Origin of the sequence: Pandoraea pnomenusa, assembly GCF_000767615.3 — a bacterium.
In the GTDB taxonomy this organism is placed as follows: domain Bacteria; phylum Pseudomonadota; class Gammaproteobacteria; order Burkholderiales; family Burkholderiaceae; genus Pandoraea; species Pandoraea pnomenusa.
The window spans coordinates 592,510-618,265 of the sequence record NZ_CP009553.3 but is presented as its reverse complement, the minus strand read 5'-3'; the positions used below and the strand labels follow the sequence as shown (position 1 = coordinate 618,265).

Genomic DNA, 25,756 nt, shown 5'->3' with positions numbered 1-25,756 from the left:
CGGGCGTTTGCCCGTGCCTCGCGCCTACGTTGCGCCCCGGGCGCGGGCCAGCACGTCCACCCCGACATCACTCAGGTATTCTCATCGCCAATCCACGCCGACATCGCGGGACCGCCCGCCGGCAAACCTGCAGGCAGAGTGCAACATGACCGAACTCGAATTCAAATCGCTGGCCAACCAGGGCTTCAATCGCATTCCGCTGATCGCCGAGGCCTTCGCCGATCTCGACACCCCGCTCTCGCTGTATCTGAAGCTGGCGCTGGGCGACCGGCGCGGCGCCAACACCTTCCTGCTCGAATCGGTTGTCGGCGGCGAACGCTTCGGCCGCTACTCGTTCATCGGCCTGTCCGCCCACACGCTGCTGCGCAGCTTCGGTCCGAAGACCGAGGTGGTGCGCGATGGGGCGATCGTCGAGACGCATGAAGGCGATCCGCTCGACTTCATCACCCGGTTCCAGGCCCGCTTCAAAGTCGCCCTGCGCCCGGGCATGCCGCGCTTCTGCGGTGGCCTCGCCGGGTACTTCGGCTACGACGCCGTGCGCTACATCGAGAAAAAGCTGGCCCACACCACGCCGCGCGACGACCTGCATCTGCCCGACATCCAGTTGCTGCTCACCGAAGAACTCGCCGTGATCGACAACCTGACCGGCAAGCTCTACCTCATCATCTACGCCGATCCCACCCAGCCCGAGGCTTATTCGAAGGCCCGCCTGCGGCTGCGCGAACTGCGCGCTCGCCTAAAGGCGCCGGTGGACGCGCCAGTCACCTCGGGCAGCGTACGCACCGAGACGTTCCGCGAATTCGCCAAGCCGGACTATCTCGCGGCCGTCGCCAAGGCCAAGGAGGCCATCGCGGCAGGCGAACTCATGCAAGTGCAGGTCGGCCAGCGTCTCATCAAGCCGTATCGCGACGCCCCGCTCTCGCTCTACCGCGCGCTGCGCTCGCTCAACCCCTCGCCGTACATGTATTTCTACAACTTCGGCGATTTTCAGGTGGTCGGCGCGTCGCCCGAAATCCTCGTGCGTCAGGAACGCCGACAAACGCCGGACGGCGAACAGGAGATCGTCACCATCCGCCCGCTCGCGGGCACGCGCCCGCGCGGCGCCACGCCCGAGCGCGACGCCGAGCTGGCCACCGAATTGCTTTGCGATCCGAAGGAAATCGCCGAGCACGTCATGCTCATCGATCTGGCGCGCAACGACGTGGGGCGCATCGCGCAAACGGGCACCGTGGCAGTTACCGACAAGATGGTGATCGAGAAGTATTCGCACGTGCAACACATCGTGAGCTCTGTGGAAGGACGCCTGCAACCGGGGTTGTCGAACATCGACGTGCTGCGCGCCACGTTCCCCGCCGGCACGCTTACCGGCGCACCGAAGGTACGTGCCATGGAACTCATCGACGAGCTCGAACCCGTGAAGCGCGGGTTGTACGGCGGCGCGGTGGGTTACCTGTCGTTCGGCGGCGAAATGGACGTGGCCATCGCCATCCGGACCGGCGTGATCAAGGACGGCAACCTCTACGTACAGGCCGCCGCCGGCATCGTCGCCGATTCGGTCCCCGAGTCGGAATGGCAGGAAACGGAGAACAAGGCGCGCGCCGTGCTACGCGCCGCCGAGCAGGTGCAGGACGGCCTCGACGCCGAATTCTGACCCGAGCTCGCGGCGCCGGGGCATGGCGCCCCGGCGGGTGCGCGCACCAACTTGACGCATCCCACCGAACAAACGGAACGCCCCCCCGCCAACGCGCGGAATCCCCGAATTGGCGCAACAGCACCTGAAACGGGCGGGACTTCCGTGACCACTGCATGACGCGACATTACACAGGGCTCCGAATCGACTGAGTTGATCCTCTAGTCGATTCGGGGCCCTTGTTGATTTAGCACAACCGTTCGCTTTTTTTCGACCACTTTCGTATACGTCGATCGACGTCGCCACGCTATAGTGGGATGTCCGTCGGGAGGTCGAGACTTCTATGGCGAAACCATGCAATCCACGTATGCGTTCCGGCGTCGCATCCCCCCTTGCGACGACCGTGACGGCCACCCTGAGCGCGATTCTGGCAACCCTGACCAGCGGTTGCATTTCGATGGCGCCGACCTACGAGCGTCCTGCGGCCCCGGTGGCCAGCGTATGGACATCGGATGTCAGCACGTCGCCCGCCACCGCGGCCGCGCAACCGGCGGCCTCGCTGGGCTGGCGGGAATACTTCGCCGATCCGCAGTTGCGCGGCCTGATCGAGACCGCGCTGGCCAACAATCGCGATCTGCGCGTTGCGCTCGCGCGCGTCGAACAGGCGCGCGCGGTGTACGGCATTCAACGCGCGGACCTGCTTCCGTCGCTGGGTGTGGGAGCGAACGAAACCCGGCAGCGCCTGCCGCGTGACCTGAGCATTACCGGCAATCCGTACATCAGCAGCCAGTACCAGGTCGGACTTGGGCTGTCGACATGGGAGCTGGACTTCTGGGGGCGCATCCGCGATCTCAAGGATGCCGCGCTCGATGATTATTTGGCATCCGATGCATCTCGCCGCGCACTCGAGCTCAGTCTGATTTCCCAGGTGGCCCAGACATGGCTGAGCCTGCGCGAGTTCGACGAGCGCATTGCACTGGCGCAGCAGACGGTTGACAGCCGCGCCGAATCGCTGCGCATCTTCACCCGTCGCGAGCAGGTCGGCGCCACGTCGAAGCTCGACCTGACCGAGGTCACCACACTGTGGCAGCAGGCGCGCGCGCTCGTCACGCAGCTCCAGCAGCAACGCGCCGCGCAGGCGCATGCGCTGCAGGTGCTCGTGGGCGCACCGATCGACACCTCGCCGCATGCCCTCGACCACACCTTCGACGACGCGGCGCTGATGCGCGATCTGGAACCGGGGCTGCCGTCCTCGCTGCTCGAAGACCGGCCCGACATCATCGCGGCCGAGTATCAGTTGCGCGCGGCGCATGCCAACATCGGCGCGGCACGCGCGGCGTTCTTTCCGCAGATCACGCTCACCGGCTCGGTCGGCACGGCCAGCAGTGCGCTCGACGGATTGTTCAAGGCCGGCAGCGCCGCATGGACCTTCACGCCGAGCATCAGCCTGCCGATCTTCCAGGGCGGGCGCCTCGTCAACAACCTGGACCTGGCCGAAGCGCGTCGGGTGGAATCGGTTGCCAACTACGAGAAGGCGATTCAAGGCGCGTTTCGCGACGTCGCGGACGCCCTCAGTGCGCGCCGTTGGCTGGCCGATCAGGTCTCGATCCTGCAGGCCACGCAAGACGCCCAGTCGGAGCGCGCCCGTCTCGCAAAGCTGCGCTACGACCACGGCGCCGCGGCCTTCCTCGAAGTGCTCGACGCCCAGCGCGATCTCCTCGCGATCGAACAACAGACGGTGCAAACGCGTCGCGCGCTGCTCTCCGCGCGCGTATCGCTCTACACGGCACTCGGCGGCGGCAGCCGCCTGATGCCGGCGGCCGACACACCTGCCGGCCCGTTCGCGCGCACGCCCCGCGTGATCGAGCCCTCACCGGCGGGCAATGTCGCTGCGCCCGGGGCACCGGGCAGAACGAACGCCACGCGGACCGCCCAATGAATTCAAGAGGCAAAAGAACATGACGCTTCCCAACGCCAAGCAACTGATGGTTTCCGCACTGGCCGTGCTGGTCGTGATCGGCCTGGGCTGGTATGGATGGAAGACCTACAACCACACCGGGCCAGGCGCGGGCTTTGCCAGCGGCAACGGTCGGATCGAGGCCACGGAAGTCGATATCGCGACGAAGCTCGCCGGACGCGTGGAGGCCATCTACGTGAAGGAAGGCGACTTCGTCAAAGCCGGGCAGGTCCTCGCGAAGATGCAGATCGATACCCTCAATGCGCAGCGCGACGAAGCGCGTGCACAGTATCAGCAGGCCGTGACCAACGTCGCTGCGATTCAGGCACAGGCGGCGGCGCGTCTGTCGGACAAGGCGACCGCCGAAGCCAACGTTGCCGCGCGCGAAGCCGAACTCGATGCGGCGCAGCGGCGCCTGTCGCGCTCCGAGACGCTGTCGAAGGAAGGCGCCTCATCGGTCCAGGAGCTCGACGACGACCGCGCGCGCGTGCGCAGCACCCGCGCGGCTGTCACGGCCGCACGCGCCCAGGTGGCGGCGGCGCAATCCGCCGTCGAGGCCGCCAACGCGCAAGTCACGGGCGCGAAATCCACCGTGCAGGCCGCCCAGGCAACCATCCACCGCATCGAAGCCGACATCACCGACAGCGAACTGCGCGCCCCGCGCGACGGCCGCGTGCAGTATCGCGTGGCCCAGCCCGGCGAGGTGCTGGGCGCCGGCGGCAAGGTGCTCAACCTCGTCGACCTGTCCGACGTGTACATGACGTTCTTCCTGCCCTCCGAGGTGGCGGGACGCCTCGCGATGGGCGCCGAGGCCCGCATCATTCTCGATGCCGCGCCGCAGTTCGTGATCCCCGCGAGCATCTCGTTCGTCTCCAGCACCGCACAGTTCACGCCAAAGACCGTCGAGACCGAGAGCGAACGCCAGAAGCTGATGTTCCGCGTGCGCGCGCAGATCGCGCCGGAGTTGCTGCGACAGCACCTGACGGTGGTCAAGACCGGCCTGCCGGGCGTGGCCTGGGTGAAGACGGACAGCGAGCGGCCGTGGCCGCCGCAGTTACAGACCAAGTTGCCGTCGCGTTGAGTCGAGTGTCATGACGGTACCCACGACGTCCCCGTTGCCTGCGATGCCCGACCCGCCCCGGCAGGGACGCGGCCTGCCGCCCGTCATCCATGTGGCCGGCGTGTCGTTGCGCTACGGGCGCAAGACGCTCGCGCTCGACAATGTTTCGATCGACGTGCCCGCGAACTGCATGGTGGGGCTGATCGGCCCCGACGGCGTGGGCAAGTCGACGCTGCTCTCGCTCATTGCCGGCGCACGCGCCGTGCAGACCGGCACGGTCGAGGCACTCGGCGGCGACATGGCGAGCAAAGCGCACCGCGACATCGTATGTCCGCGCATCGCCTACATGCCGCAAGGGCTCGGCAAGAATCTCTATCCGACGCTCTCCGTCGAGGAGAACCTGCAGTTCTTTGCGCGCCTGTTCGGCCACGACGCCGCCGAGCGCCGCCGCCGGATCGACGATCTCACGCGCAGCACCGGCCTCCATCCCTTTCTCGGGCGTCCGGCGGGCAAGCTCTCCGGCGGCATGAAGCAGAAGCTCGGTCTGTGCTGTGCACTGATTCACGACCCGGACCTGCTGATTCTCGACGAGCCGACCACCGGCGTCGATCCGCTCGCGCGGGCGCAGTTCTGGGACCTGATCGCGCGCATTCGACGCGAACGCCCGGACATGAGCGTGATCGTGGCCACGGCCTACATGGACGAGGCCCAGCGCTTCGACTGGCTCGTGGCGATGGACGCGGGCAACATTCTCGACACCGGCACCCCGGCGGAGCTGCTCGCGCGCACGCGCCGCGACAATCTGGAAGCGGCGTTCATCGACCTGCTGCCGGACGAGAAAAAAGTCGGCTATGAGCCGGTCGCGATTCCGCCGTTGCACGTCGACGAGCACACCGAGATCGCCATCGAGGCCAAGGGCCTGACCATGCGCTTCGGCGATTTCGTGGCGGTCGATCATGTGGACTTTCGCATCCGGCGCGGCGAGATCTTCGGCTTTCTCGGCTCGAACGGTTGCGGCAAATCCACCACGATGAAGATGCTCACCGGGCTGCTGCAGGCGAGCGACGGCCAGGCATGGCTCTTCGGTCACGAAGTCGATCCCCGGGACATCGACACGCGGCGGCGCGTGGGCTACATGTCGCAGGCCTTCTCGCTCTACACCGAACTCACGGTGCACCAGAACCTCGTGCTGCATGCCCGCCTGTTCCACGTGCCGGCGCACGAAGTCGGCGCGCGCGTGGACGAAATGGTCGAACGATTCGGACTGGCCGACGTGATCGACGCCTTGCCGGACAGCATCCCGCTGGGCATGCGCCAGCGCCTGTCCCTGGCGGTGGCGATGGTGCACAAGCCCGAGCTGCTGATTCTCGACGAACCGACGTCGGGCGTCGATCCGGTGGCGCGCGACACCTTCTGGCGTTTGCTGGTGGAGCTGTCGCGCCGCGATCGCGTGACGATCTTCATCTCCACGCACTTCATGAACGAAGCCGAGCGTTGCGACCGTATTTCGCTGATGCACGCGGGCAAGGTGCTCGTCTCCGACCCGCCCGCGAAGATCACCCGCGACAAGGGCGCGGCCACGCTGGAGCAGGCCTTCATCGAGTATCTCGTCGAAGCGGGCGGCGGCACGCCCGAAGCGCCTGCGGCGGCGCAGGCACCGGTCACATCCGCCGCGCCCTCGGCCGCCCAGGCGTCGCGCAAGGCATTCTCGCCCGCGCGCATGATCAGCTACCTCTGGCGCGAGATGCTCGAACTGCAGCGCGACCCGGTACGCGCCGCGCTGGCGCTGGTGGGCTCGCTCGTGCTCATGCTGGTGATGGGCTACGGCATCAACATGGACGTGGAGGACCTGCGCTATGCGGTACTCGACCGCGACCAGACCACGCTCAGCCAGAACTACGCGCTCAACATCGCCGGTTCGCGCTACTTCATCGAGCAGCCGCCGCTCACCGGCTACGACGACATGGACCGGCGCATGCGCAATGGTGAGCTGGCACTTGCCATCGAGATCCCGCCGGGCTTCGCGCGCGACGTGTCGCGCGGCAAGGCGGTGCAGATCGGTGCGTGGATCGACGGCGCCATGCCCATGCGGGCCGAAACCGTGCAGGGCTACGTCCAGGGCATGCACCAGAACTGGCTCGCCGATCAGTCGCTGCGCAGGCTCGGCGTGCGCCCGACCGCCTCGCTCGACCTGGAGACGCGCTTTCGCTACAACCCCGACGTGAGGAGCCTGCCCGCGATGGTGCCCGCGGTGATCCCGCTGCTGTTGCTGATGCTGCCCGCGATGCTCACGGCGCTGTCGGTGGTGCGCGAGAAAGAGCTTGGCTCGATCCTGAATCTCTACGTCACCCCCGTCACGCGCACGGAATTCCTGATCGGCAAGCAGATTCCGTACGTCGCGCTCGCGATGCTGAACTTCCTGCTCATGACGTTGATGGCGGTGACGTTGTTCGACGTGCCGGTCAAAGGCAGTTTCGTGACACTGGTCACTGCCGTGTTCATCTTCAACGTGGTCGCGACGGGTATCGGCCTGCTCGCGTCCACCTTCACCCGCAGCCAGATCGCGGCGCTTTTCTTCACGATGATCGGCACCATGATCCCGGCAATCCAGTTCTCCGGCATGCTCACGCCGGTGCCGTCGATGGAGGGTTCGGGCCGCTTCATCGGCGAGATCTATCCGGCGACGTACATGCTGATCATCAGCCGCGGCGTGTTCAACAAAGCCCTCGGGTTCGCCGATCTGGGCGACGCCTTCTGGCCGATGCTGCTCGCCGTGCCCGTGATTCTGGGCGTCACGATCCTGCTGCTCAGGAAACAGGACAAGTGATGACGCGTCCGAGCGCTTCCCCCACTACCTCATCTTCGCTCCCTCCGGCACCCGCCAACGCGCACGCGGCACCGCCGCGGCGCAGGCATCCGCTGCTGCGACATCTGGCCAACATCTACCGGCTCGGCGTGAAGGAACTGTGGAGCCTTGCGCGCGACCCGATGATGCTCGTGCTGATCATCTACACGTTCACGGCGGCGGTATATTCGGCGGCCACCGCGCAGCCCGACACGCTGCACCTCGCGCCGATCGCCATCGTGGATGAGGACGTCTCGCCGCTCTCGCAGCGCATCGTCTCGGCCTTCTACCCGCCGCAGTTCACCATGCCGCGCATGATCACGGCCGACGCCGTGGACCGTGGCATGGACAAGGGGGCCTACACGTTCGCGCTGAACATTCCGCCGAACTTCCAGCGAGACCTGCTCGCGGGACGTGCGGCCGAAGTGCAGCTCAATGTCGATGCCACGCGCATGAGCCAGGCGTTCTCCGGCAGCGGCTACGTGCAGCAGATCGTCTCGGCCGAAGTGCGCGAATTCCTGCAGCGATATCGCGCCACCCCCGAACTCCCGGTCGATCTCGCACTGCGCGTGCGTTTCAATCCGACATTGGAGCGCGCGTGGTTCGGCGCGCTCATGGAGATCATCAACAACATCACGATGCTCTCGATCATCCTGACCGGCGCGGCGCTCATTCGCGAGCGCGAGCACGGCACCATCGAGCATTTGCTCGTCATGCCGGTGACACCGACCGAGATCATGCTGGCGAAAGTCTGGTCCATGGGACTGGTGGTCCTGATCGCGGCATCCATGTCGCTGTGGCTGATCGTCGGCGGTGCGCTGCACGTGCCGATCGGTGGGTCCGTGGCGCTGTTCCTGCTGGGCGCCACGCTGCATCTGTTCGCCACCACGTCCATGGGCATTTTTCTCGCGACGGTCGCGCGCTCGATGCCGCAGTTCGGCATGTTGCTGATCCTGGTGTTGCTGCCGCTGCAAATGCTCTCGGGCGGCAACACGCCGCGCGAGAGCATGCCGAAGCTCGTGCAGGACGTCATGCTCGCCGCGCCCACGACGCATTTCGTCGAACTGGGACAGGCGATCCTGTTCCGTGGCGCCGGGATCGGTGTCGTCTGGGTGCAGTTCTTGGCACTCGCCGGCATCGGCGCGGTGTTCTTCGCCTTCTCGCTGCGACGGTTTCGCCGCACGCTCAGCTCGATGGCGTGACGCCGCGCGAGAGCGAACGTCCCCAACGGCGCGCCGTCATGCCGAATTTGAGAGGTCATTGCCATGCCTGCCATGCCAGCCAAGTTGTCCACTGCGTCTGCCAAGACGGCCAAGTCGGCCAGGTCGACTGCCTCCGCCGCACTCGAACGCCCCGCTTCGTCCCGCGCCACGGCGTCGTCGACCGCCGACTCGCCCTGGCTCTCGCACCTGCCGTGGATGGCGGCCGCCGCCGAGTATGCCGTGGACGCCTGGCAGCGCAGCGTGCTGTTCGCCGACGTCATGCGACAGCGCGGCAACCAGTATCAGGCCCACCTCGCCGAGTCGGCTCCGAACGTGCTCGACTTTCCCGCCGAGGTCGTCCTCGATGGTCACGATCTGCCGCGACCGTGCAATTACTGCCTGATGCGCATCGTGCCGCCGCACGACACACCGACCCAGCCCAACGCACGCCCCTTCGTCGTGGTCGATCCGCGCGCCGGACATGGCCCGGGCATCGGCGGCTTCAAGCCCGACAGCGAGATCGGCGCGGCCCTGCGCGCCGGCCATCCGTGCTATTTCGTGGGTTTTCTGCCCGACCCGGTTCCGGGACAAACGGTCGAAGACGTCATGCACGCCGAAGCGGCGTTCCTCGAGAGAGTGATTTCGCTGCACCCGGACAGCGCAGGCAAGCCGGCCGTCATCGGCAACTGCCAGGCCGGCTGGCAGATCCTGATGACGGCGGCGATGCGTCCGGAGCTCTTCGGCCCGATCATCGTGGCCGGTGCGCCGCTGTCCTATTGGGCGGGCTGGCGCGGACGCAATCCCATGCGCTACTCCGGCGGGCTGCTAGGCGGCAGCTGGCTCACGGCCCTCACGAGCGACCTCGGCGACGGGCGTTTCGACGGCGCGTGGCTCGTGCAGAACTTCGAGAACCTCGATCCGGCCAATACGCTGTGGCGCAAGAAGTATCACCTTTACGCCAACGTCGACACCGAAGCGCCGCGCTATCTCGGCTTCGAGAAGTACTGGGGCGGACACGTCTTCCTGAATGCGCAGGAGATGCAATACATCGTCGACAACCTGTTCATCGGCAACCGGCTCACCAGCGCCGAGCTGATCACGAGCGACGGCGTGCGGCTCGACCTGCGCAATATCCGCTCGCCCATCGTCGTGTTCTGCTCCTATGGCGACAACATCACACCGCCGCCGCAGGCGCTCGGCTTCGTGACCGACATGTACCGCGACGACGCGGAAGTGCTCAGCCACGACCAGACCATCGTCTATGCGACGCACGAGAGCATCGGGCACCTGGGCATCTTCGTGTCGGGCAGCACGGGACGAAAGGAGCATCGCAAGTTCGTGAACAACATCGACCTGATCGACGTGCTGCCCGCCGGCATCTATCAGGCGCAAATCGCAGACAAGACCGCCGACACGCCGCACCGCGAGCTGATCGACGGCGATTACGTGATGTCGATCCAGCGACGCAGTGTGGCGGACGTCCGGGCCATCGTGCAGCCGGACGCGCAGAGCGACCGGCGCTTTGCGACGGTGGCGCATCTGTCGGACATCCATCTCGGGCTGTATCGCAGCCTCGTGCAACCGTGGGTGCGGTCGATGGTCACGCCGACCTCCGCCTACTGGATGCGACTGCTCCACCCGTTGCGGGTGAGCTACGAACTTTGGTCCGACCGCAATCCGTTCGCGGTACCGTTTGCCGAAAAGGCGGAGCGGGTGCGTGAATCGAGGCATCCGGTGGCGCCCGACAACCCCTTCCTCGCGCTGGAGACGGCCGTCTCGTCGGCCATCGAGCAATCGCTCGACTTCTATCGCGACGTGCGCGACGACGCTTGCGAAAAGGCATTCGAGTTCGTCTACGGACAAGCCTGGGTCCAGGCGCTCGCCGGCTTGCACGGCAGCGACGACGCGGCCGTCCGGGTGCACCCCGGCACATCGCCCGAGCATGTGGCGTTCGTCCGGCACACACTGGAGCACCGCCAGAAGGAGCTCCACGAAGGCAGCCTGCTCGAAGCGGGCATCCGGGCGCTGCTCTGGGTGCATCGCCTGCACGGCGAAGCCGACGAGCGGCAGTTCAATCTGGCGCGCTCGTTGCCGCGCGGCGAGCGCGATCTCTCGATCGAGACCTTTCGCGAAATCATCCGGCGTCAGGCCGGCCTGCTGCGCATGGCCCCCGACACGGCGATGGCGGCCATTCCCGCGATGCTCGCGCACGCGTCGCCCGGGAACATCCGGCGGGTGGCAAAGGCCGTGCGGGATCTGAGCTTCGCCGTGCCGCTCGACGCGAGCGAACAAAGCGATCTGGCCCGCGTGCTCGACGTGTTCGAACGAACCGCCGCACAGCGCGAAGACGAAGCGTCGGCGCGTCGGCCGGCCAGCGCGCCACGTGCCCCCCGCGGCAGGGCGAACGCCAACGCGCCCGCAAAAGCGCCCGCAAAAGCACCCGCCAAAGTCCCCGCCAAAACGTCCGCTGCAACGACCGCCAAAGCGGCCGTCAAAGCGACTGCGGCCACCGCGTCGAAGCGCAGGCGAACCGCCTGACCGACGTGTCGGTGCCCGTTGCGGGTTCCGGTATTGCAAGCGCCCACCCCAGGCGATAGCCAAGCCCGCGCGACGTCTGGATCGCACTGCCGCCGAGCTTGCGACGCACGTTGTGGATGTGGACGTTGAGCACGTTGCTGCGCACTCTCGCGGTCATGCCGTAGAGCCTGGCATGCAAAGTGTCGGGCGGCACCCATCGTCCACGATGGCTGGCGAGACACGCCAGCAAGTCGATCTCCCGGCGCGACAAGGCGACAGGCGCCTGCCCCAGCCACGCCAGCCCGCTCGCGGGATCCAGCCGTAGCGGCCCCGCCTCGATCAGGTGCGCGCAGCGACCCTGCGTGCGACGAATCAGCGCGTGCAGCCGCGCGGCCAGCTCGCGCACGTCGAAGGGCTTGACCAGATAGTCGTCGGCCCCCGCATTCAGCCCGGCCACCCTGTGCTCCACCGCGCTTGCCGACGTGATGAGCAACACGGGCACATCCGCTTCCACGGTGCGCAAACGCGCAATGATGCCCAGGCCACCGGCGCCGGTTGTGTCGAGATCCAGCACCAGCGCATCGAACCGGTCTTCGGCGTGCGCGGTGAGCATCGCCTCGCCGCAGACCACTCCCGTCACGTCGATGCCCGCAGTCGGCAAGGCGCCCGCGATTCGCCTCGCCATCCTGGGGTCGTCCTCCGCCAGCAGCACTCGCATTGCGCTACGCCTCCCGCTCGCCTGGTCCAGTTCACGTAGTTCGCGTATCTGAATGATCGCGTCGAGCCCTCACGGTAACGGATTCACTTTCGATTAATCCTGATCGAACACGCTCCGACTTGTCCGGAAATGCCGCAGGAAGGCAGGTCGACCCAACGAACGACGCTCCCGCGGCCCCCGGAGGTTTCAGCCGCTCTTCGGCAGGCCTCGCCTGCCGCTTCCCACCATCCGGCGTCCCGCGCGCCGAAGGAGTTCGCCATGTCCACTCGCCTGTGTCTCGCTTTTGCCATCTCGTCGTCCGTTCTGCTCGCGTTGCCCACACGCAGCCCAGCGGCCGACGCTCCCACGGCGACAGACAAGCCGGCTGTCCTGCAATCGCTCGAGCGCGAAGGCGTGAGTGGCTTGCAGCCATTCGAGACGGGTTCGGATCTGCGCGGCTACGCCGGTTTTGCCGGCCAGCAGCCGCTCGCCGTCTACCTGTCGCGCGATGGCGGGGCCATCGTCGGGTCCCGCATCGGGGCCGACGGCAAACCGCTCGATGTCGAGCGAGTGAAAGCCCTGGTCGAAAAGCCCATGGGCGAGGCCATGTGGTCAAGGCTCGCGTCGTCCGGTTGGGTGCAGGACGGCAAGATCGAGGCGCCGCGCGTGGTCTTCATGTTCAGCGATCCGAATTGCCCGTACTGCAACCGCTTCTGGGAGATCGCCCGCCCGTGGGTGGCGGCGGGGAAAGTGCAATTGCGGCACGTCGTCGTAGGCGTGATCCGAGCCGACAGCGCCACCAAGGCGGCCGCGATCCTGGAGGCGGCCGACGCGTCGGCCGCCCTGCGCCGGAACGAGCGGCAATTCGCGCAAGGCGGCATCAAACCCGCACGGAATGTGTCGAAGCCCGTCGCACAGAAGCTCGATGCGAATCAGCGGCTGATGGCGGAACTGGGATTCCGGGGAACGCCGGGCATCGTGTACCGCGACGCCCAGGGCATCGTCCGGCGCGCAAGCGGCATGCCGCCGGACGATGCGCTCGCGGCGATCCTCGGGCCACGCTGAGCGGACGCGCCTCTCAGGCCGCAGATTCGTCTACCGAAGCCCGCCGTCGGGCGCACATTCTTGCAAGAATTAGCCCGATGGCGCGTGAAATTCGCCGATTGGCCGCTTTTTGCGACACCCCGCCACGGCGGGCCGCAGATACTGCTACAATCGGCTTCACCATGAAGTCGCATCAGTCCTTCTCCCTCCTCTGGTCGCCCCTGACCGCCGCCCTGCGCTGGTGGCGGTAACCCGCCACGTCCATCTCATCCCCATAGCGCCCTCCCCCGCGGATCGCGAACTCAATGTGGGGGCACGCTCAGGGGGAATTCGCAAATCTCATGCGTTCGACAATCCTTTGTCACCCGACGAACAGGGACCATCATGCTGCTGATGATCGACAACTACGACTCGTTTACTTACAACATCGTCCAGTACTTCGGTGAACTGGGCGAAGACGTACGCGTCTTTCGCAATGACGAAATCACGCTCGACGCGATCGCCGAACTCTCCCCTGATCGCATCTGCCTGTCGCCGGGCCCGAGCTGCCCGGCCAATGCGGGCATCACGCTCGACGTGCTCAAGCGATTCTCGGGCGAAATTCCCATTCTCGGCGTTTGCCTCGGCCATCAGGCCATCGGCGAAGCCTTCGGCGGCAAGGTCGTGCGCGCGCAGCAGATCATGCACGGCAAGGTAAGCGAGATCGAAACCACGCAGCAAGGCGTGTTCGCCAACCTGCCCAGGCGCTTCACCGTCACGCGTTATCACTCGCTGGCGATCGAGCGGGCCTCGCTGCCCGACTGCCTCGAGGTGACGGCCTGGACGGACGACGGAGAAATCATGGGCGTGCGCCACAAGACGCTGGACGTCGAAGGCGTGCAGTTCCACCCCGAGTCCATTCTCTCGGAGCACGGCCACGACGTGCTGCGCAACTTTCTGCAGGCCGCGCCGCGCGTGGCGCAGGCCGCCTGACGCGCGCCGCCACCCGCCCCGAGCCGCCCAGCCGCCCAGCCGCATACGACGAACGCCGAACCGATACGAGACAACGCAATGATTACCCCGCAAGAAGCCCTGCAGCGCACCATCGAACACCGAGAGATTTTTCACGACGAGATGCTTCATCTGATGCGCCTGATCATGCGCGGCGAGATTTCGCCGGTCATGACAGCGGCCATCATCACCGGCCTGCGCGTGAAGAAGGAAACCATCGGCGAGATCGCCGCCGCCGCGCAAGTGATGCGCGAGTTCGCCAACCACGTGGATGCGCCGGCCGACGAACACTTCGTCGACATCGTGGGCACCGGCGGCGACGTGTCGCATACGTTCAACATTTCCACGGCGTCGATGTTCGTGGCGGCCGGCGCCGGTGCGAAGGTCGCCAAACACGGCAACCGGGGCGTCAGTTCGAAGTCGGGCAGCGCCGACGTGCTCGAAGCCCTGGGCGTGAACATCATGCTCTCGCCCGACCAGGTGGCCGAGTGCCTGCGCGAGGTCGGCATCGGCTTCATGTTCGCGCCGAACCACCATCCCGCCATGAAGAACGTGGCCGCCGTGCGCAAGGAAATGGGTGTTCGCACGATCTTCAACATTCTGGGCCCGCTCACGAATCCGGCCGGCGCGCCCAATCAGCTCATGGGTGTGTTCCACCCCGATCTGGTGGGGATCCAGGTGCGGGTGATGCAGCGGCTGGGCGCCGAACACGTGCTCGTCGTCTACGGCAAGGACGGCATGGACGAAGTCTCGCTCGGCGCCGCCACGCTGGTGGGCGAGCTCAAGGACGGCAAGGTCACGGAGTACGAGATTCATCCGGAAGACTTCGGTCTGCAGATGGTGAGCAATCGCAGCCTGAAAGTCGGCAGCGCCGACGAGTCGAAGACGATGCTCCTCGAAGCGCTCGACGACAAGCCGGGTACCGCGCGCGAGATCGTGGTGCTCAATTCGGGCACCGCCCTGTACGCGGCCAATCGTGCGGCGTCGATCGGCGAGGGGATCGGCATGGCGCGCGAGTCGATCGCCAGCGGCGCTGCCCGGGCGAAGCTCGACGCATTCGTCAAGTTCACGCAGCGCTTCAAGGCTTGAACCGACGCGACGGCGTCGCGCATCCGACACGTGACGCCCGACCTTCATTGAACCTCCGAATCCACATCGATATGTCTACCGTTCTCGACAAGATCCTGGCCGTGAAGGCCGAAGAAGTGGCCGCCGCGAAGCGCGCCCGCGACCTCGCAAGCCTGCGGCGCGACGCCGAGGCGACGGTCAACGACAGCGCCCTGCGCACCCGCGACTTCGTCGGTGCGCTGCGCGCGAAGATCGACGCCGGACTGCCCGGCGTGATCGCCGAGATCAAGAAGGCGAGCCCGTCGAAGGGGGTGATTCGCGAGGACTTCGTGCCGCCACGAATTGCCGAGTCGTACCAGCGTGGCGGCGCCGCCTGCCTGTCGGTATTGACCGACGTCCAGTTCTTCCAGGGCGCGCCGGCCTATCTGAAAGCCGCGCGCGCCGCCTGCGACCTGCCGGTGTTGCGCAAGGACTTCATGATCGACGCCTATCAGGTGTACGAGGCGCGCGACATGGGCGCCGACTGCATTCTGCTCATCGCCGCCGCCCTGGAGCGCTCGCAGATGCGCGATCTCGAGGCGCAGGCCCACGAGCTGGGCATGGCCGTGCTCGTGGAAGTGCACAATGGCCGCGAGCTCGAGGCTGGGCTCGCGCTACGCACGCCGCTGCTGGGCATCAACAACCGCAATCTGCACAACTTCGAGGTCTCGCTCGACACCACGCTGGGCCTGCTCAAGCACATTCCCGACGATCGAGTCGTCGTGACGGAGTCGGGCATTCTGTCGCGCGATGACGTGACGCGCATGCGCGCGGCCAACGTCAATGCCTTCCTCGTCGGCGAAGCCTTCATGCGAGCGCCCGAGCCGGGCGATGCCCTGGCCACGCTGTTCGACATGCCTCGCTGATTTCGCGGAGCGCACACCGATGGCCATCGAACGCGAACTCAAACTCGCCCTGCCGGGCGACCTGCCCGCCGCGCGCGCCGACGCGCTGATCGCACACCTCGACCACCTGCCCGGCGCCGAGGCGCGCGGCGAGCGTCATCTCGTCAATCGGTACTTCGACACGCCCTCGCTCGCGCTCGCGCACGCCAAGGCGGCCCTGCGGCTGCGCTACGTGGCGCGCGACGGCCATGCCGGGCAGTGGCTGCAAACGCTAAAGTCCGTGGGCGAAGCCCGCGACGGCCTGCACGTGCGCCACGAGTGGGAACTGCCGGTCAAGGGCGAGGCACTTGAACTCGCCGCGTTGATCGCAGCATGCGATGTGCCGCAGACTGTCGAGCTGCTTCGCTCGGAAGGCGCGAACGTCGTGGCGCAGTTCGAGACGAATTTCGTGCGCCGCCTGTGGCGCTACATTGCCGGCGACGGCACGGCCGTGGAAATTGCGTTCGACCAGGGCGAGGTCGCCGTGGCGATCGACGGCACCCGGCATACGGAACCGCTCGTCGAAGTGGAACTCGAACTGCTCGACGCCCCGGACGACGACCGCGAAGGCCAGGGCGAGCGCATTCTGCACGCCCTCGCGGCCGACCTGCGCGCAGCGCTCCCGGAGTTGCGCAGCGACAACGTGAGCAAGGCGCAGCGCGGTTATCGACTACGTCAAAAGATACTCGGCCACTGAACGCCGACGGGCGCGGCGCCCGGCGCTTGCCGGACCGCGCCGCTTCTTGAACTTTTCATACACGCATCGATGGCATCACGCTCCCGCGCGACCTCCTCGGCAACGTCCGACGCACGACAACGTTCGCTCTTCGACGAGCCGGTTCCGGAGGCCGCCGGTGCGGCGGCCGCTTCCGGCGCCAGCACCACCGCCACCACCGCCACCACCGGCATGACGGACGCGACGCACCCGAATTCGACCACCACGCAACCGCCGGCCGAAGCGAGTGCCGCCACTGCGGTACGTCGTCGCGGTCGTCCGCCGAAGTCGGGTGCGGCAGTGCCCCGTGCGACGAAACCGGCGGCACCGCGCGCCGTGGCGCAAGACAGCCATCCCGAGGCCGCCGGGCCACTGAAGGGGCGCATCGAGGACCAGTTCGACGCCCTGCCGCGCGACTGGAAGACGCTGGTCGCGCCGTTCGTGCAAAGCGACGCCTATGCTTCCCTGTGCCGGTTCGTGGATGCGGAAGTCGCGGCGGGCAAGACCGTGTATCCCGCCGACATCTTTCACGCGTTGCGCATGACGTCGCCCGGCGACGTGAAGGTCGTGATCCTGGGTCAGGACCCGTATCACGGCGACGATCACGGCATTGCCCAGGCGCACGGCATGGCGTTTTCCGTGCAACGCGGCGTGCGCGTGCCGCCGTCGCTGCGCAACATGTACAAGGAAATCGAGCGGGATCTCGGCATCGTGCCCCCATCGCACGGCAATCTCGACGCGTGGGCGAAACAAGGCGTGCTGCTGCTCAACACGACCCTCACGGTGGAAGCGGGCCATGCGGCCAGCCACGCGAAGCCGTTCAAGACCGGCGGCTGGCAGGCGTGCACCGACACACTGCTGAGCGGACTCGCCACGCAACCGGAGCCGCTCGTCTTCATGCTCTGGGGCAGTCACGCGCAGGCCAAGGCGCCGCTGCTCGCCGGACACGACCACCTGCTGCTGGAAGCACCGCACCCGTCCCCGCTTTCGGCGCACCGGGGCTTTCTCGGCTGCGGCCATTTCAGCGCCGCCAACGCCTTCCTCGAACAACACGGCAAGACGCCCATCGACTGGCGCCTGCCTGCCTGACGGTGCCTGCCCCCTGCCTGCCATCGTGCCGGCAGGTGCCCGGCACCTGTCGCCGCGATGTCGGTCGTGCCGGACGCACCGACGCCTGGCATCGAGACTCGAAATCGAGCGATTCGAAGCGAGGCGATGTGATTCGATTGGCGGGGTGAACCGGCCGCGATGCCGGGGAGCTTTGCTTATGCGAGCGTTTCGGCAAGTGGCGCCAGGACGCCCATCGCGCCCTGCTGATAGCGGCGGGTCAGCTCGACCAGATCGCTTTCGTCGCGCGCGGCGAAGTTACCGCGATAAACCACGGGTTCGCCGAGCGGCTCGCCGCCGACAAGCACCAGGCGTGCGCCACCTCGGCCAGCCAATTGCCACACGCCGGGCGGCAGCCGCACGGCCTGCGCGCCCGCGCCTTGCGCACGCAGTGCATGACCGGCCAGCGCGGCCTCGCCCTGTACGATCAACGCCACCCAGCGACGTTCGTCGCACGGAATCTCCAGCGTGCGCAGCGCGTCGACGCGCCAGTCGAATTGGAGCAGCGTCGTGCGCTCGCCCTCGGTTCGCGCCACGCTGCGCTCACCCCACTGGCCACAGATCAACGTCAGGTCGACGTCGCCTTCGCGCCAGTGCGGCATGACCTCCCTGCGCACCACCGTTTGCGCGGGCGCGCCCTGGGCGTGACGTCCTGCACGGTTGACGATCATTCGCACGCCCCGTACCGCGGCGCGCATGTCGACGGGCGATTCCTCGTGCACCGTGCCGCAGTTCGCTTCGAGCCACAGCATGTCGCCGGGACGCAGCGTGTCATCGCCGCCATGCGCGTGTCGGCATCGCAGCGAGGTTTCAGTATCGGGAAAAAGATAAGTCGCCACCACGCATCCGGCATGCGGATGCGGCGGAATGCATGCGCCGTGGCGGCGAAAGATGTCGATCGACAGCAACGGATCGGTCTCGTCGATCTGATCGAAAACGCCCGCCCCCGCAGCCGCTGCACAACGGCCGGGACGGGAGACGGGAAGCACGCGCGGCATGGCACTCGCGCCGGCGTGGGCAGCCGGGCGCCGGGTCTGACGCGGATGCAGGGGCGTCGGATGGGCCATGTGGGGACCTGCGCGTGCGGGTGAAGCGGTAGCCGAAGCCTTGAGCGCTGCGCGATTACAGCGCGGCGATGGCTTCGCGGGCGCCCTTGAAGGCGGCAGCGGCCGATTCCGGACCACGTGCCAGGCCTTCGGCGAAGATGAACGTCACGTCCGTCATGCCGAGGAAGCCGAGAATCGTCTTGAGATACGGCGTCTGGCTGTCGGCCGGCGTGTCCTTATAGTTGCCGCCGCGCGCGAACGCCACGATCACCTTCTTGCCCTGGATCAGGCCTTCCACGCTGCCGTCTTCACGGTAACGGAACGTCACGCGGGCACGGGCGATCCAGTCGAAGTACGACTTGAGCTGCGTCGGCACCTGGAAGTTGTACAGCGGCACACCGAACACGACATAGTCGGCGGCCTGGATTTCCGCAATCAGTTCGTCGCTGCGGGCGATGATGGCCTTCTGCTCGGCCGAGCGCTGCTCTTCGGGCGTAAAGAACGCACCGATCACGGCTTCGTCGAGGTGCGGCACGCCATCGGAGAGCAGGTCGCGCACGACAACGTTGGCGCCGGGGTGCTTGGCAACCAGTTGCGCCACCGTTTCGTTGGCGAGGGTGGTCGAGTTCGCGCCTTGCGAGCGGGCGGCGGAATTGATCTGGAGAATGGTGGTCATTTCACTGGCTCCTGAGCCTGGGGTGTAAGAGGATCCGTCCGCGCAGGCGCCCCGCTTCGGGGTTGCCGTGAATTGCACGTCGGCTTGGGATGAATTCTAGTTACCCCCAAAAATGAAACAAGCCGGTAAAATCGAATTGTTTGTTCCCTTTTTGGAACAATGATCCCAAAGCTCGGATTCGGGCTGCGTTGTCCCGTTCTTAACTTGTTCACGCCCCTGTCATGCCGCATGCGGCGACGGGACGACCGCGTCACCGAGGAGCGCGCGCGATGATTGACGATCTGAATGACATGCTGATCTTCGCGGAGGTCGTGCGCTCCGGCAGCATCACGCGGGCGGGCGAACGGCTCGATCTGCCGAAGGCCACCGTGAGCCGCCGCCTCTCGAGGCTCGAGGCCCGCCTCGGCACGAAGCTCCTGCACAAGACGACGCGACGGCTCGAACTGACGGAAGTCGGCGAAGCGTATTACGAGCGCTGCCTGCCGATACTGGAGGAAGTGGAAGAGACGCGCGACTTCGCGTCGCAGTTGTCGAGCAAGCCGCGCGGGCGGCTGCGCATCACCGCCCCGGCCGACTTCGCGGCGCAGTGGCTTGCGGTGCCGCTCGCCACCTTCTGCGCGGCCTATCCCGAAATCACGGTCGACATCGACCTGAGTTCGCGACAGGTCGATCTGATTGCCGAGCGTGTCGACGTGGCGATTCGTGCCGGGCAGCTCTCCGACTCGACGCTCGTAGCGCGCCCGCTGCTCATGCTCACCCGCAGCCTCTACGCGAGCCCGCTGTATCTGAGCGCCACCGGGTTGCCCGCCACGCCGGACGAACTGGCGGGCCATCGGTTCGTGATCCTGCAGGGCTCGCGGCGCCTGTTCACCTCCGACACCTTGCAAAAGGGTCGCCAGCGCGTGGATATCACGATGCAGGGCGCGATTCAGGTCAACAGCATGGGAATGGTCAAGGAGATGGCGCTTGCGGGCAGCGGCATTGCCGCGCTGACCGACATACTGGCCGAAGACGCGCTGCGCGGCGGGCGTCTGGTGAAAGTCCTGCCGGAATGGTCGCTGCCGGAAAGCCCGGTGAATCTGGTCACGCCGTCGCGGCGCTTCCTGCCGCGCAAGACACAGGCCTTCATCGAGCACATGCTGGCCGTGGCGCGCACCTGCCCGGAAGAGAATCGCGACCCGGCGGTGCCGGGTCCGCTCACCGCCTGAGCCTGCTTGCGCCGGAGCACCGGAACCGGACAGGCGAAGTCCGATCGACGGCCATCAGGCTCCCCGGCCGCCCTCGGCGCGCGACGGCGCTCGGGTGCTCAGGCCGACAACCACTTCTCGCGACGCTGCGCTGCGGCGCGATCCCGCGTCTCGGTGATGCGGTACTGCGTGATCTCGGGGGCGTCGAGCGTGAGGGGGGTTTCGCGCAATTCATCGCGGCGAAACGCATGGACGGTGACCCGGTCGCCGGCGCGGTAGCGCTCGAGCAGCTTGTCCAGATTGCCTGTCGTCACGCGCAGGCCATCGATTGCCACGAGCACGTCGCCGGCCGACAGTCCCGCTGCCTGCGCGGCGCCGCCATCGAGCACCTGCGAGAGCGTGAGATCGTCGCCGCGCCGGGTCGTCTTCGCACCGAGCGAGGGACGGCCATTCTCGGGTGTCACCGGTTCGAGCGTGAGGCCCATGCGCTCGAGCAGCGCGGCCAGCGGCAGATCGCGGGTGCCGTGAATCGCCGTGGCGAAGAAGTCCGACAGGTCGAGGCCGGAGACTTCCTCGAACAGCGGCTGCACGGCAGCCTCGTCAATGCCCACCGGTGCGCCGCGATAGAAATCACGCCCGTATCGCTGCCATAGTGCGCGCATGATGTCGTCGAGCGATTTCTGGCCGCGCGTTTGCGAGCGGATGGTCAGATCCAGCGCCAGCGCCACGAGCGAGCCCTTGGTGTAGTAGCTCACGATGGCGTTCGGCGCGTTTTCGTCCTGACGGTAATACTTCGTCCAGGCGTCGAACGAACTCTCGGCCACCGTCTGCTTCAGGCGGCCGCTGCCGCGCAGCACGCTCGCGACCGTCTTGGAAACGAGCTCGTAATAGGCCGGGGGGGCGATCACACCGCTGCGCACGAGCATCAGGTCGTCGTAGTACGACGTGAAGCCTTCGAACAGCCATAGCAAGCGCGTGTAATTCTCCTGATCGAGCGTATATGGCGCGAATGCCGCCGGCTTGATTCGCTTGACGTTCCACGTGTGGAAATACTCGTGGCTCACCAGGCCGAGGAAGCCGCGGTACGCGTCGCTCATGCGCGCCTGGCCCTGCACCGGCAGGTCGTTGCGGCTGGCGAGCAGCGCGGTCGATGCCCGGTGCTCCAGACCGCCGTAGCCGTCGCCCACTGTCATGAGCAGAAAGACGTAGCGCGACATCGGCACACGCGAGCGCGAACTGGCGCCCGGCTCGAACAGTCGGATCTGCGACTCGCAGATCTTCTTCATGTCGCGCAGCAGGCGCTCGAGATCGAGATTCGGCACTGGTCCGGTGATCGCCACTTCGTGCGTCACGCCGCACGCCTTGAAGGTGCCGTGCACGAAGGTGCCCATCTCGACCGGGGAATCGATCAACTCGTCGTAGTCGACGGCGAGATAACGGCCGAAGTCGAGCGCTGCCGTGCCCTCGGCGGGGGCGAGCGCGGTGGCCACGCGCCACGACTTGAATGCCGCGCCGCGCGGGCGCAGCACGTCGACTTCGCACGGCGCGTGTTCCTGCCCTTCCACGCGCAGGAACACGCTCGTGCCGTTGAAGAAGCCGTGGGTGTCGTCGAGATGCGCGGCACGCACCGACAGGTCCCAGGCGTACACTTCATACGTCACGATCAGCGTGCCCTTGCAGGGCGCGGCCTGCCAGGTGTGCTTGTCGAGCTTGTCGAGCGCGACCTTGCGGCCCCGGCAGGTCGCGCCGATCGTCACGATGTTGCGGGCGAACTCGCGCACCATGTAGCTGCCGGGAATCCATGCGGGCAGCGTGAAACGCTGTCCTTCGGGGGCAGGGTTCGAGACCGTGACGCTCACTTCGAACAGGTGGGCGGCGGGCGACTTCGGAACGATCGCATACCGAACGGCGGGCAAGACGGGTGTGGCGGTCATGACGTGGCGGCTTCTTGTTGTCGGGAGGTCGGGCGTGCGGTGGCCGGTGGCCTGGTTACTTGACCGTGGCGAGCGCCTTTTCGAGTTCTTCGGCGGGCACGGCGCCCGGCAGGCGGCGGCCGTCGGCCAGGATGATCGTGGGGGTGCCCGTCACGTTGTACTGGTGGCCGAGTGCCACGTTTTGCCTCACGGGTGCGTCGTCGCACTTGGCCGTGGCCGTGGGCGGTGCCTTCTTGTCGAGCATCCAGTCGTGCCACGCCTTGACCGGATCCGCCGCGCACCAGATCGCCTTCGACTTGGCGTCCGAGTCCGGGCCGAGCACCGGGTAGAGGAAGGTATAGACGGTGACGTTGTCGATCTTCGACGACTTGAGCGTCTCTTCGAAGCGCTTGCAATACGGGCAGTTCGGGTCGGAGAACACCGCGATCTTGCGGCTGCCGTTGCCCTTCACGTACTTGAATGCGCGATCGAACGGCAGCTTGGCGAAATCGACCTTGTTGAGTTCCGACTGACGCGCTTCGGTCAGGTTCTGGCGCGTTTTCGTTTCGACGAGGTTGCCGCCGAGGATCACGTATTGGGCCTTCTCGTCGGCGTAGAGAATCTCGCCGCCGATCGACACTTCGTAGAGTCCGGGGATCGGCGTGCGCGCCACCGACTTGATCGGCGCGTCGGCGCCGAGCGTCTTCTGCACCGCGGCCTTCACGCGATCGAGCGATGCGTCGGCCTTGTTCTGCGCGAAGGCGGACGTCGTGAGTGTCGCGGCGCAAAGTGCCGTCAGACCGAACGCGAGCGCCGCGGCGCGAGTACGTTGCAACATCGAAAATCTCCAGAAGTATGGCTAGCGGGAAGCGCGAACGGCAAATGCCGAGCGCGCGCCCAGAGGGTCATGCCGGGTCAGCCCAGTGCGCGGCCGATCAGGAATTTCTTGACGAACGGCAGCATGTTCACGCCGTCGAGTCCGGCATTGCGAACGAACTTCGCGAGCGGGCTGCGCGTGGAGAACAGCTTGTGCAGGCCGTCGGTGGTGAGCGCCATGCTGCCGATGTCTTCCTTGCGGGCGCGCTCGTAGCGGCGCAGCACTGCCGCGTCGCCGCAATCCCGGAACGACTCGCGCGCGGCGACGGCGTCGCCAAGCGCCGCCACGTCGCGCAGGCCGAGATTCATCCCCTGTCCGGCGAGCGGGTGCACCACGTGCGCCGCATCGCCGACCAGTGCCACGCGCGCGGCGATCAGGCGCCTGGCCTGCGCGAGCACGAGCGGAAAACCCTGGGCGCGCGCTGAGACCGGCGCAAGACGCCCGAGTTCACCGCTCGAGAACGTGTCGACGCGCGCCGCGAGCGCTTTGGGATCGAGCGCAAGCAGGTGGTTGGCGTGCTCGTCGGCGGCCGACCAGACCAGCGAGACATGTTGATCGGGCAGCGGCAGCAGCGCGATGATCTCACCGTCGTGGAACCATTGGAACGCCGTGTCGCGATGCGGGCGTTCCGCGCGGAAATTGCACACCACGCCGAGTTGTTCGTAGCGGTGCACCGAGCCGTCGAGACCGGCGGTGCGGCGCACCCACGAATGGGCACCGTCGGCGCCGACCACGAGGGCGGCGCGCAAGGTCTTGCCATCGGACAGGCGCACGGAGGCCGCGGCGGCATCGACTTCCAGCGCATCGGCGCGGGCGTCGAGCCACTGGACCTGCGGCGAGAAGCGCAGAGCGGCGTCGAGGGCGCGTTCGAGATTCGACGATTCGGCGATCCAGGCCAGTTGCGGCACGGCGGCCTGGTAGGCGGAGAAGTGCAGGCTGCCGCGCTCGTCGCCGAAGACTTCCATGTCGTAGACGGGGTTCACGCGCGCCGGATCGACGGCTTGCCAGACCCGCATGCGCTCGAAGAGGGCTTGCGAGCTCGACGAGAGCGAGTAGATGCGTGCGTCCCACATGTCGCCCCCGGCGGTGGCGGGAGCGACCGGCTGGGCGAGCAGCGCGACGGACAGGCGAGCCTGCGAGAGCAGCAAGGCGGCGGCCTTGCCGACCAGACCGCCACCGACGACGACGACGTCGTGCGTTTGGCTGGAGGTTTGCGTTTGGGACATGCGGCGAATGCAGCGCCAGCGCATCGATCGCGCGAGCCGGCTGGGTTCAGAAAACGAGATGGCGTATTGTCGCACGCCTGCCGCGCGAGCGACGCCCGGGCGGCACGTGGCGACCGGGACACAACGTCGCACGTCATTTCGCGGCGCTATACTGGCGCGCATAGTGAATATCGAAAGGGAGTCTGCCATGCGCCTCGACAACGAATCCGAGAGCCAGAATGTCGAAGATCGCCGGGGCGGCGGCTTCGGGGGGCGCACCACCATCGGCATCGGCACCCTCGTGGTGGCATTGGCCGCGTCGTACTTCTTCGGCATCGATCCGAGGGTAATCATCCAGGGTTCGCAGATGATCCAGGGGCAGACGCAGTCGCAGCCCCAATCGAGCCCGAACGCGGCGCCGGCCAACGATCCGAAGACCGTCTTCACGCGCAAGGTCCTTGGCAACATCGAGCGCACGTGGACGACCGTATTCCCGCAGCAGGTCGAGCGTCAGTACGTGGCGCCGAAGCTGGTGCTTTTCTCCGGGGCGACGCCGACCGCCTGCGGGACCGGCCAGACGGCGATGGGGCCGTTCTACTGTCCGGGCGACCGCAAGGTCTACATCGATCTGGCGTTTTACGACGAATTGCGTCAGCGCTTCGGGGCGGGCGGCGACTTCGCGCAGGCGTATGTCATCGCGCATGAGGTCGGCCACCACATCCAGAATCTGTTGGGGATATCGGACAAGTTCGACGAATTGCGCCGCCGCATGAGCGAGACGCAGGCCAATGCGTTGTCGGTGCGTCTGGAGTTGCAGGCGGACTGTCTGGCGGGCGTGTGGGCGAACAACGCGGCCAGGGCGAACCAGCAATTGCTGGAGCCAGGCGATATCGAGCAGGGCCTGAAGGCGGCGGCGGCCATTGGCGACGACCGGTTGCAGCAGCAATCGCAGGGCCGGGTGGTGCCGGAATCGTTCACGCACGGCACGAGCGCGCAGCGCGTGTACTGGCTGCGTCAGGGCCTGCAGTCGGGCGACATGCACAAGTGCGACACGTTCTCGGCCAAGCAATTGAGCTGACGGCGCCGAGGGGGGTGAA

20 protein-coding genes are annotated in these 25,756 nt (G+C 66.7%); 14 read left to right on the top strand and 6 right to left on the bottom strand.

Annotated features, from left to right (window positions below; all coding sequences use genetic code 11):
* Positions 1-145 precede the first annotated feature (145 nt).
* The 6 genes from trpE (at position 146) to LV28_RS26865 (ending at position 11,232) form a co-directional block, all read left to right on the top strand.
* On the top strand, positions 146-1,651 hold the full coding sequence (gene trpE / locus LV28_RS26890) for an anthranilate synthase component I (protein WP_023872404.1): 1,506 nt from the start codon (positions 146-148) through the stop codon (positions 1,649-1,651).
* Between the two features lie 346 nt (positions 1,652-1,997).
* Positions 1,998-3,569 (top strand): efflux transporter outer membrane subunit, encoded by a 1,572-nt coding sequence (locus tag LV28_RS26885; protein ID WP_115344410.1) that lies wholly within the window; start codon positions 1,998-2,000, stop codon positions 3,567-3,569.
* A 19-nt stretch (positions 3,570-3,588) separates the two neighbouring features.
* A complete protein-coding gene (locus LV28_RS26880; RefSeq protein ID WP_023594029.1) occupies positions 3,589-4,668 on the top strand; it encodes an HlyD family secretion protein in 1,080 nt (359 codons plus the stop codon).
* A 43-nt stretch (positions 4,669-4,711) separates the two neighbouring features.
* Positions 4,712-7,474: a ribosome-associated ATPase/putative transporter RbbA gene (gene rbbA, locus LV28_RS26875; protein ID WP_048806454.1), complete on the top strand. Its 2,763-nt coding sequence runs from the start codon at positions 4,712-4,714 to the stop codon at positions 7,472-7,474.
* 92 nt (positions 7,475-7,566) lie between these two features.
* Positions 7,567-8,694, top strand: a complete 1,128-nt coding sequence (locus LV28_RS26870; protein ID WP_024788605.1) for an ABC transporter permease — start codon at positions 7,567-7,569, stop codon at positions 8,692-8,694.
* A 216-nt stretch (positions 8,695-8,910) separates the two neighbouring features.
* Positions 8,911-11,232, top strand: coding sequence for a DUF3141 domain-containing protein (locus tag LV28_RS26865; RefSeq protein ID WP_048806751.1), 2,322 nt, complete (start codon positions 8,911-8,913; stop codon positions 11,230-11,232).
* Here LV28_RS26865 and LV28_RS26860 read toward each other — a convergent pair.
* On the bottom strand, positions 11,186-11,929 hold the full coding sequence (locus tag LV28_RS26860) for a response regulator transcription factor (RefSeq protein WP_023872410.1): 744 nt from the start codon (positions 11,927-11,929) through the stop codon (positions 11,186-11,188). The two genes, LV28_RS26865 and LV28_RS26860, sit on opposite strands and share 47 nt — an antisense overlap.
* Before the next feature lie 129 nt (positions 11,930-12,058).
* Between LV28_RS26860 and dsbG the strand changes: the two genes are divergently transcribed.
* From dsbG to LV28_RS26830, 6 genes are all read left to right on the top strand, one after another.
* Entirely contained in the window at positions 12,059-12,973 is a 915-nt protein-coding gene (gene dsbG / locus LV28_RS26855; protein WP_235210142.1) for a thiol:disulfide interchange protein DsbG, read from the top strand.
* 363 nt (positions 12,974-13,336) lie between these two features.
* Positions 13,337-13,924, top strand: coding sequence for an anthranilate synthase component II (locus LV28_RS26850; protein WP_023594023.1), 588 nt, complete (start codon positions 13,337-13,339; stop codon positions 13,922-13,924).
* A gap of 78 nt (positions 13,925-14,002) precedes the next feature.
* Complete coding sequence (trpD, locus tag LV28_RS26845) at positions 14,003-15,031, top strand: anthranilate phosphoribosyltransferase (RefSeq protein ID WP_023594022.1); 1,029 nt, start codon at positions 14,003-14,005, stop codon at positions 15,029-15,031.
* Between the two features lie 71 nt (positions 15,032-15,102).
* Complete coding sequence (gene trpC, locus LV28_RS26840; RefSeq protein ID WP_023872415.1) at positions 15,103-15,915, top strand: indole-3-glycerol phosphate synthase TrpC; 813 nt, start codon at positions 15,103-15,105, stop codon at positions 15,913-15,915.
* A 19-nt stretch (positions 15,916-15,934) separates the two neighbouring features.
* Entirely contained in the window at positions 15,935-16,630 is a 696-nt protein-coding gene (locus tag LV28_RS26835; protein WP_023594020.1) for a CYTH domain-containing protein, read from the top strand.
* A 69-nt stretch (positions 16,631-16,699) separates the two neighbouring features.
* Entirely contained in the window at positions 16,700-17,737 is a 1,038-nt protein-coding gene (locus LV28_RS26830) for a uracil-DNA glycosylase (protein WP_069106810.1), read from the top strand.
* Between the two features lie 176 nt (positions 17,738-17,913).
* Here LV28_RS26830 and LV28_RS26825 read toward each other — a convergent pair whose 3' ends face one another.
* Both LV28_RS26825 and LV28_RS26820 read right to left on the bottom strand, forming a co-directional pair.
* A complete protein-coding gene (locus tag LV28_RS26825; protein WP_038618901.1) occupies positions 17,914-18,822 on the bottom strand; it encodes a pirin-like C-terminal cupin domain-containing protein in 909 nt (302 codons plus the stop codon).
* Positions 18,823-18,877: 55 nt separating this feature from the next.
* The gene (locus tag LV28_RS26820; protein ID WP_023594017.1) at positions 18,878-19,477 is read right to left on the bottom strand and encodes an FMN-dependent NADH-azoreductase; all 600 of its coding nucleotides are present in this window, start codon (positions 19,475-19,477) and stop codon (positions 18,878-18,880) included.
* 269 nt (positions 19,478-19,746) lie between these two features.
* On the opposite strand from LV28_RS26820, the gene LV28_RS26815 reads away from it, so the two are divergent.
* Positions 19,747-20,685: a LysR family transcriptional regulator gene (locus tag LV28_RS26815; protein WP_023594016.1), complete on the top strand. Its 939-nt coding sequence runs from the start codon at positions 19,747-19,749 to the stop codon at positions 20,683-20,685.
* A gap of 98 nt (positions 20,686-20,783) precedes the next feature.
* Here LV28_RS26815 and LV28_RS26810 read toward each other — a convergent pair whose 3' ends face one another.
* From LV28_RS26810 to LV28_RS26800, 3 genes are all read right to left on the bottom strand, one after another.
* Complete coding sequence (locus LV28_RS26810; RefSeq protein WP_115344582.1) at positions 20,784-22,580, bottom strand: M61 family metallopeptidase; 1,797 nt, start codon at positions 22,578-22,580, stop codon at positions 20,784-20,786.
* A gap of 73 nt (positions 22,581-22,653) precedes the next feature.
* Positions 22,654-23,415, bottom strand: coding sequence for a DsbC family protein (locus LV28_RS26805; protein ID WP_038618904.1), 762 nt, complete (start codon positions 23,413-23,415; stop codon positions 22,654-22,656).
* Between the two features lie 77 nt (positions 23,416-23,492).
* Complete coding sequence (locus LV28_RS26800) at positions 23,493-24,680, bottom strand: UbiH/UbiF family hydroxylase (protein WP_038621660.1); 1,188 nt, start codon at positions 24,678-24,680, stop codon at positions 23,493-23,495.
* Positions 24,681-24,867: 187 nt separating this feature from the next.
* On the opposite strand from LV28_RS26800, the gene ypfJ reads away from it, so the two are divergent.
* A complete protein-coding gene (gene ypfJ, locus LV28_RS26795) occupies positions 24,868-25,737 on the top strand; it encodes a KPN_02809 family neutral zinc metallopeptidase (protein WP_023594012.1) in 870 nt (289 codons plus the stop codon).
* Positions 25,738-25,756: the final 19 nt, after the last annotated feature.